General features: G+C 29.1%; 6 protein-coding genes. All 6 read right to left on the bottom strand.

The window, feature by feature from the left end:
* Window positions 1-101: 101 nt before the first annotated feature.
* A complete protein-coding gene (locus tag L1S49_RS15935; RefSeq protein WP_238906277.1) occupies window positions 102-866 on the bottom strand; it encodes an ABC transporter ATP-binding protein in 765 nt (254 codons plus the stop codon).
* Window positions 867-878: 12 nt separating this feature from the next.
* Window positions 879-2,147 (bottom strand): FtsX-like permease family protein, encoded by a 1,269-nt coding sequence (locus L1S49_RS15940; RefSeq protein ID WP_238906279.1) that lies wholly within the window; start codon window positions 2,145-2,147, stop codon window positions 879-881.
* Between the two features lie 323 nt (window positions 2,148-2,470).
* Window positions 2,471-4,744 (bottom strand): ABC transporter permease, encoded by a 2,274-nt coding sequence (locus L1S49_RS15945; protein WP_238906283.1) that lies wholly within the window; start codon window positions 4,742-4,744, stop codon window positions 2,471-2,473.
* The gene (locus tag L1S49_RS15950; RefSeq protein ID WP_238906285.1) at window positions 4,744-5,448 is read right to left on the bottom strand and encodes an ABC transporter ATP-binding protein; all 705 of its coding nucleotides are present in this window, start codon (window positions 5,446-5,448) and stop codon (window positions 4,744-4,746) included. The genes L1S49_RS15945 and L1S49_RS15950 overlap by 1 nt, the downstream gene beginning before the upstream one ends.
* 58 nt (window positions 5,449-5,506) lie before the next feature.
* Window positions 5,507-6,094 (bottom strand): TetR/AcrR family transcriptional regulator, encoded by a 588-nt coding sequence (locus L1S49_RS15955; protein WP_238906287.1) that lies wholly within the window; start codon window positions 6,092-6,094, stop codon window positions 5,507-5,509.
* A gap of 161 nt (window positions 6,095-6,255) precedes the next feature.
* Window positions 6,256-6,450 (bottom strand): hypothetical protein, encoded by a 195-nt coding sequence (locus L1S49_RS15960; protein ID WP_238906289.1) that lies wholly within the window; start codon window positions 6,448-6,450, stop codon window positions 6,256-6,258.
* Window positions 6,451-6,777 lie beyond the last annotated feature (327 nt).

Consider the following 6,777-nt stretch of genomic DNA (forward strand, 5'->3'; position numbering starts at 1 on the left):
TTATAATGATTTATCTAAAATAATCTTTTTACCTATTCTATCATAAATTAAATACAAATATCCCTTAGCTTTTAATTATACTTTAAACTAAGGGATATTTGTTAAAATGCTTCAAATAATGACTGTGATTCTCTAGACGTAGTATCAACAATTTTATAGAAAAATTCCTTTTGGGTTAAAGACTTCCTTTCAATCTCTTCATCAATCTTTCCATCTCTTAAGAAAACTAATTTTTTAGAGTAACTTGCTATCATAGAATCGTGGGTAACCATAAGAATTGCAATTCCATCTTTTTCATTTCTTTCTTGCAAAATCTTAAGTAGTTCATGAGAACTTTTGGTATCCAAGCTTCCTGTAGGTTCATCTGCAACTATCATTTTAGGATTCGTAACTAACGCCCTGCAAATAGCAGCTCTTTGTTTTTGTCCACCAGAACACTCTGATGGAAACTTATATAAAAGGTTATATATATTAAGATCTTTAGATATAGCTTCAACTTTTTTATTTATATATTCTTTATCCTTATTAGCCAGCACCAAGGGAACCCCTATATTCTCTCTTATAGTAAGTGAATCTATTAGATTAAATTCTTGAAACACAAAACCTATATTTTCATATCTTAACCTGCTTATTTCTTTTTCTGACATAATAGTAACATTTTTATCATTTATTTTAACCTCTCCGCCATTAGGTCTGTCAATAGTAGCTAATATATTCAAAAATGTAGATTTACCTGTTCCAGATGGTCCCATAATACATACAAAATCACTTTCATTGACAGTTAAACTAACTCCATTTAATGCTTTAACTTTTGCTTTGTCCCCGTAAACTTTTATAATATTTTTAGCCTCTATTATTTTTTTCATTATAACTGCCTCCTATAAATAACCGGTTATTAACCTTTTATACACAAAATATGATATTATTCCTATAATTAAAAAGGTTAGTAGATAAATTCCCAAAAATGCTAAAGATAAAGTCATAGATATAATTCCTATATTTTTAAATAATATTAAGTAAATAACTATATGAAATAATGGAATACCTATTACCATGTAATAAAATATTTTCACTTCATGAAATATAACTTTTTTTATTTGACTTATAGTATACCCTATCAATCTTAACTGCTTAAATGCATATCTTCTATTACTTACCTCAATCATCAGCTTATACAAAATAGTTATTGCCATTAAAATAATAATAGTAATATAGGAGCATATACTTACTATTTTAATACTAGACGAATGACTATATAATCCAGATAAAGCTATAAGAGTAATTGTAGAAACAGAAAGTATCACAACTAAAAAATCTAATTTTCTTAAAGAATAATGTAGATTACTAAAGGATATTAACTTTACTTTATCATTTATGTATTTATTCTTTTTAAGCTTTAATATTGTATCTGGCAAAAAATATCTAATTACTCCCTGAGTTCCATATATTGAAAGTACTATATTTATAAAAATTAAAGCAGATGGATCTAACTTTTTGGGATTTATAAATATTGTAACTATAGGTATTAAGTAAATAATTAAGTATACAATTTTAGGTGTTTTTACTATCCTGTCGTCAGGCTTATATACTTGTCTATTTTCCTTCATTAATTCAGTAATTTCTTTACTGGATACATACATAAAATCTCCATAACTTACACAAAAAAATTGTACCATTATAACTGCAAATGTTCCCCAGATACCTTCAGTAGATAAATCTAAAATACTTCCGCTTATGCCAAGCCCTCTAAACATAATGTATAAAAATAAAGGACTAATAATTATTCCTAAAATATAACCTAATATGCTTCCAAGTCCTATAATAATAAAGTTTTGGAAAAACAGTAATGCTGATATTTTATAATAATTAGCTCCACTTAAAATAGATGTGGCAATTTCTTTACTTTTACTCATAATAAAATAAGAATTTGCGAAAAAAGTAAATAAAATTACTATTGATATTATTGAAAATATTATGGTGGATGATACTTCTGCTTCGTTTTTTCCTAATGCAACAAAACTTTCATTTGTCACTATATTAAATGCATTAAAAATAATCCCAACAGAAAAAGCTATGGATAAACAATAGAAAATACATTGTTTTAAATCTGACTTCAATAAATTTATGGTTAATTTATAAACTCCCATTATTCCTACCTCTAAATTCAATTTATTATTACATGGTTTATAGTTTAATTGATTTTAGAGATGAATTGTTAACCTTTTCAAAATAAGAAAATACTTATTTTTTATTGACAAATTTCTTCCTATATGTCCATTAATTAAATTCGTAAAAGGATTTTGTAACTACTATAAATATTATTTTTCACTCTACCTTTTGTAAACGCCTGTGAGAAAAAGTCCATCTACTTATATTAAGTTAATTTAATTCTCACAAGCGCTGAATTGTTCTTCTTATTTTTTATGAATAGTTAAGTTATTTACGAGTTACAAAAAGACATCAAAAGAATTTACTCTACACCCTTAAGTGAGCTTACCATATCGATATCTTTTATCTTTCTTGAAAACATTAGATTTACAATTATTGAAAGCCCCAAGGTTATAATAATGCTATAAATAATACTTGATGTATTTATCACTACCATCATATCAAAATCATCTCCTAAAAAAGAACACATATATTCAATAAGCGCCTTTCCTATAGGTGCTCCTATTATCATACCTAAAATAGTTAAAATTATCGTTTGAGTCAATAATAATTTGGCTATTTTTATTCTTTTAAAACCTATAACCTTAAGAGTTGCAAGTTCCCTTTCTCTCTCTACAAAAGATATAACCCCTAAATTATATAAAACAACTATTGCTAGAAGGGCCGCTGCAAAAATGCATATATAAACTAATGTGTTCATTGCTTCGCTTAAAGTATCATAACTTTCTATAAGCTGCTCTCTTGTCCACTTCGAATTTACTCCTTTTAAGTCCTCACTAACTTTTTCTGAAGTTATAACTGAGGTTGCCTTATAATCATATCCAAGCTTATCGTAATCATCCTTAGATATTACTACCCCTTGTGATATAGGAACTCTATAAATTTCACTTACTTTGGAATATACCCACTTATCTTCTCCATAAATATGCCACTCAATTTTATCTCCAATTTTCACGCCAAGTAAGTTTGCAAGTTTATAGCTTATTGATATCCCGTTTTTAGGTAAATCTATAAACCTTCTACTTTTATCCGTATATTTTATAAGAGTTGTATCATCAGTTACAAGCATGGTTCCACTCTTTTTCGCTCCATTTACTTTAACCTCAATAGCTCCCTCCATTAAGACTTCTCCATTTGTATTATCAATTATATTTTTCAGTTCTTGTTCATTTATATTTTCTTCAAGCTCCAATTTGCTATCAAATCTATATATATCCCTATACTGCCAATTACTCATATCGTCTAAGCTGTTTTGTAGCCCAAATGCACAAACTAATAACGCCATACATCCCATTACTCCAACTATACCCATTATAGATCTTATTTTACTTCTAGATATATCTCTAAAGTTCCACTGAGCATTAAACCCAAGTTTATTCCATAGCTTAGTCTTGCTTATAATGTTTTGCTTCATAATTTTAGGTACCTTAGGTCTTAAAGTTTCTGAAGGAGTGTCCTTTAATACATTCATACAGGTTAAATAAGTTGCTATAACACATAAAGTCACTGAAATCAATGCTACCACTCCAAAACTCAAGGCTATCCCTGGTTTCCATTCTGGAAGTGTATAAGTGGTTTTTAGAGATTTATAAAAAAGAAATGGTAAGCTTATTGGCCCTAATATAGCTCCTAAGGCTGCACCTAAAAGAGGTAACCAAAATCCATAAGAAATATAATGAAAAAGAATCTGTCTTCTTTTAAAACCCAGAGCTTTTAGAGTTCCTATTTGTGTTCTCTGAGAATTCACCAATCTTGACATTGTGGTCACAATAGTTAAAACTGCTATTCCTAAAAAAACTATTGGGAATACCTGTCCCATGGCTTTGTGTTGTTGAATTTCCTCATCAAACATAGTAAAACTCGGAAAATCCTCTCTTGATATAATAACACTATATTTCCCATTTAATGTTTTATCTATCTCATCTTCAAGTGCGGAATAATTCTTATTCTCACTAGTAACCAATAAATCTGTATATACAATATTAAATCCAGCTGGTAGTGATTTATATGATAAATATGCAAAACCATAGTTATTATGATTTGGTATCATGTCATTACCTTTTGTAAAATAAACATACTCTGGATTATATATAGTACCCTTAATCTTTTCAGTTATTGAGACTCCATAATAACTAACCTTTATTTCATCTCCAATCTTTAACTTTTTTTCCTTAGCAAAACTATAATCTAACCAAATACCTTCTTTATCTACCGAGAATTCTTCCCCTTCAACAAGAAAATTTTTAGATACTTTATCTTCATCTAAGAAATTAAGTTTTAAACTTGGATTATTATCAAAATCCCCTATCCCTTCAATACTCATCCTACCTTGAGCTTCTTTAACATCTGTAAGTTTTTCAATTTTCTCTATATCCTCTTTAGAAAATCCTTTGCTGTAAATCCAAATATCAGATAGATTAGTATCTGTGTAATATTTATCTACTATCTTTTTCAATCCATGCCAATCTCCACCTACACCACTATAGATATAAACGCCTAAGAAAGCCATTAGAAAAATAGAAATAAACTGTGTTTTATGCTGCTTCATATCCCTAAGCATTTTACGAAATAACATTACCAATTCACCTCACTTATTTTTTTAGGTGAGGTGTTAACAATAATTTCTTGTATTTTCCCATTTTTAACCCTTATGACTTTATCCGCAGCCTCAGCAAGAATTCCGTTGTGAGTTACTATTATAACTGTCTTTTTATTTTCTCTACACATTTTTTGAAGTAAAGATAAAATCATAACTCCTGTCTCAGAATCTAATGCACCTGTTGGCTCATCACATAATAACATTGTTGGATTTTTACATAAAGCTCTAGCTATTGATACTCTTTGCTGCTCACCTCCTGATAATTGGGATGGAAATTTATTCACGTGATCTATAAGTCCTATTGACTCCAATATTTCTTTTCCATCTAAGGGGTCCTTTACAACTTCTTTTATAAGGGACACATTTTCTAATGCAGTTAGTGTTGGTATTAGATTATAAAACTGAAATACAAATCCAATATTTTCACCTCTAAACTCTGTCAGTTCATTATCAGAATAACCTTCTATATTTTTGCCATTAACTACAATTTCTCCACTAGTTACGTAATCCATTCCTCCAAGCAAGTTTAGTATAGTTGATTTACCTGCTCCACTTGGTCCAAGAATTACAACAAATTCACCCTCATCAATAGTAAAATTAACTCTGTCAGCCGCCATTAATTTTTTATCACCAACTTCATAAATTTTAGATACATTTTTAAATTCAACAATAGGTTTCATATAATCCTCCTTTCTTATTATGTATTATTTACTAATCATATTATTGGGGTATACCTTACTATCTTTTTAGCATATTCTCGCATGCACCTTTTACTAAAATCCAAATAACTTCATCAAAATCTTCCCCTATTTCTTTTCTCTTAGAAGCTGTTAATATTAGGGCCCTTACTACAGCAGAAGCCACTTCATAAGAAACAGAAAAGTTAAAATTAGTAAGCTCCATAAGTTCTTTTATATGAAAATCATCACTATGGTAGTGTTTTTCTTTAACTTCTTTAGGGATTTTTCTAAGTAAAAACTCTATTTCATTTTCTAAAAAATACATAAGATTATTTTCAGCCATACTTTTAAGAGCTGTCATAAAAGCCTTTGCCAATCTATCACTTTCTGCTTCACCCTCACTCTCAATAAGAGTTCTTGCAGCATTTGTATAAATTTCTTCATGCAAATCCTCCATCATCTCAAAAAACAATAGTTCTTTACTGTCATAAAAAATATAAAATGCACCTTTAGATATTCCTACCTCTTTTGCTAATTCATCTACAGTAGTTTTCTTCATTCCATATTTTGAAGCACATTCCCGTGCAGCTAACTTAAGTTTATTTTTTATTATATCTTTTTCTTCATCTGTAAAAGCCTTCGCCATACAATCACCCCCCTATGACCAACTTATTCTTTATGGTCACATGATATCATTAATATCCTTTTCCTGTCAATAAAAAATTTCTACACAACAAAAAACAGGTGGTTAATCACCACCTGCAAATAATATATTTATAATAATACCTTATGGCACATTCAACAATTTTACTGCCTCACATTTACATTTTGATGTTTTCCTTTTAAGTCATTTAACATTCTTATTATAGGAACACCAAGGTAAAAACTCTTCTTATATTTAGAATCTGAATAATAATACTCCCTTTGTATAGCAACTTTCTTCACTTTTTTCGTCTCAATAGCAGGTTTTTTAACAGGGTCATTTTTAAGCTTTTCTTCCACTAAGTCGGCTATATCGAGCTCTCTTATGGTACGTCAGCCCTTAACTTCCACCCACTCAGCAAATTTCTCAATTTTTTCTTCCCCTTGCAATATTTCATTGTCTTTATTTAAGTTCTCCATTTTCTCTCCTTATTCCCATAATATTCTCTAGCCTCAAAATAAGTTCTCTTTTCTATCTTTTTTATTTATAAATATTAAATTTCAAGGATTATGATATTGTGCTATTATGATATTGCGACATTACGCTATTAAGACATTCAACCATTCAACCATTCAACCATTCAACCATTCAACCATTCAACCATTCAACCATTCAACCATTCAACC

Source organism: Clostridium sp. YIM B02506 (genome assembly GCF_022324845.1).
In the GTDB taxonomy this organism is placed as follows: Bacteria; Bacillota; Clostridia; order Clostridiales; family Clostridiaceae; genus Clostridium_T; species Clostridium_T intestinale.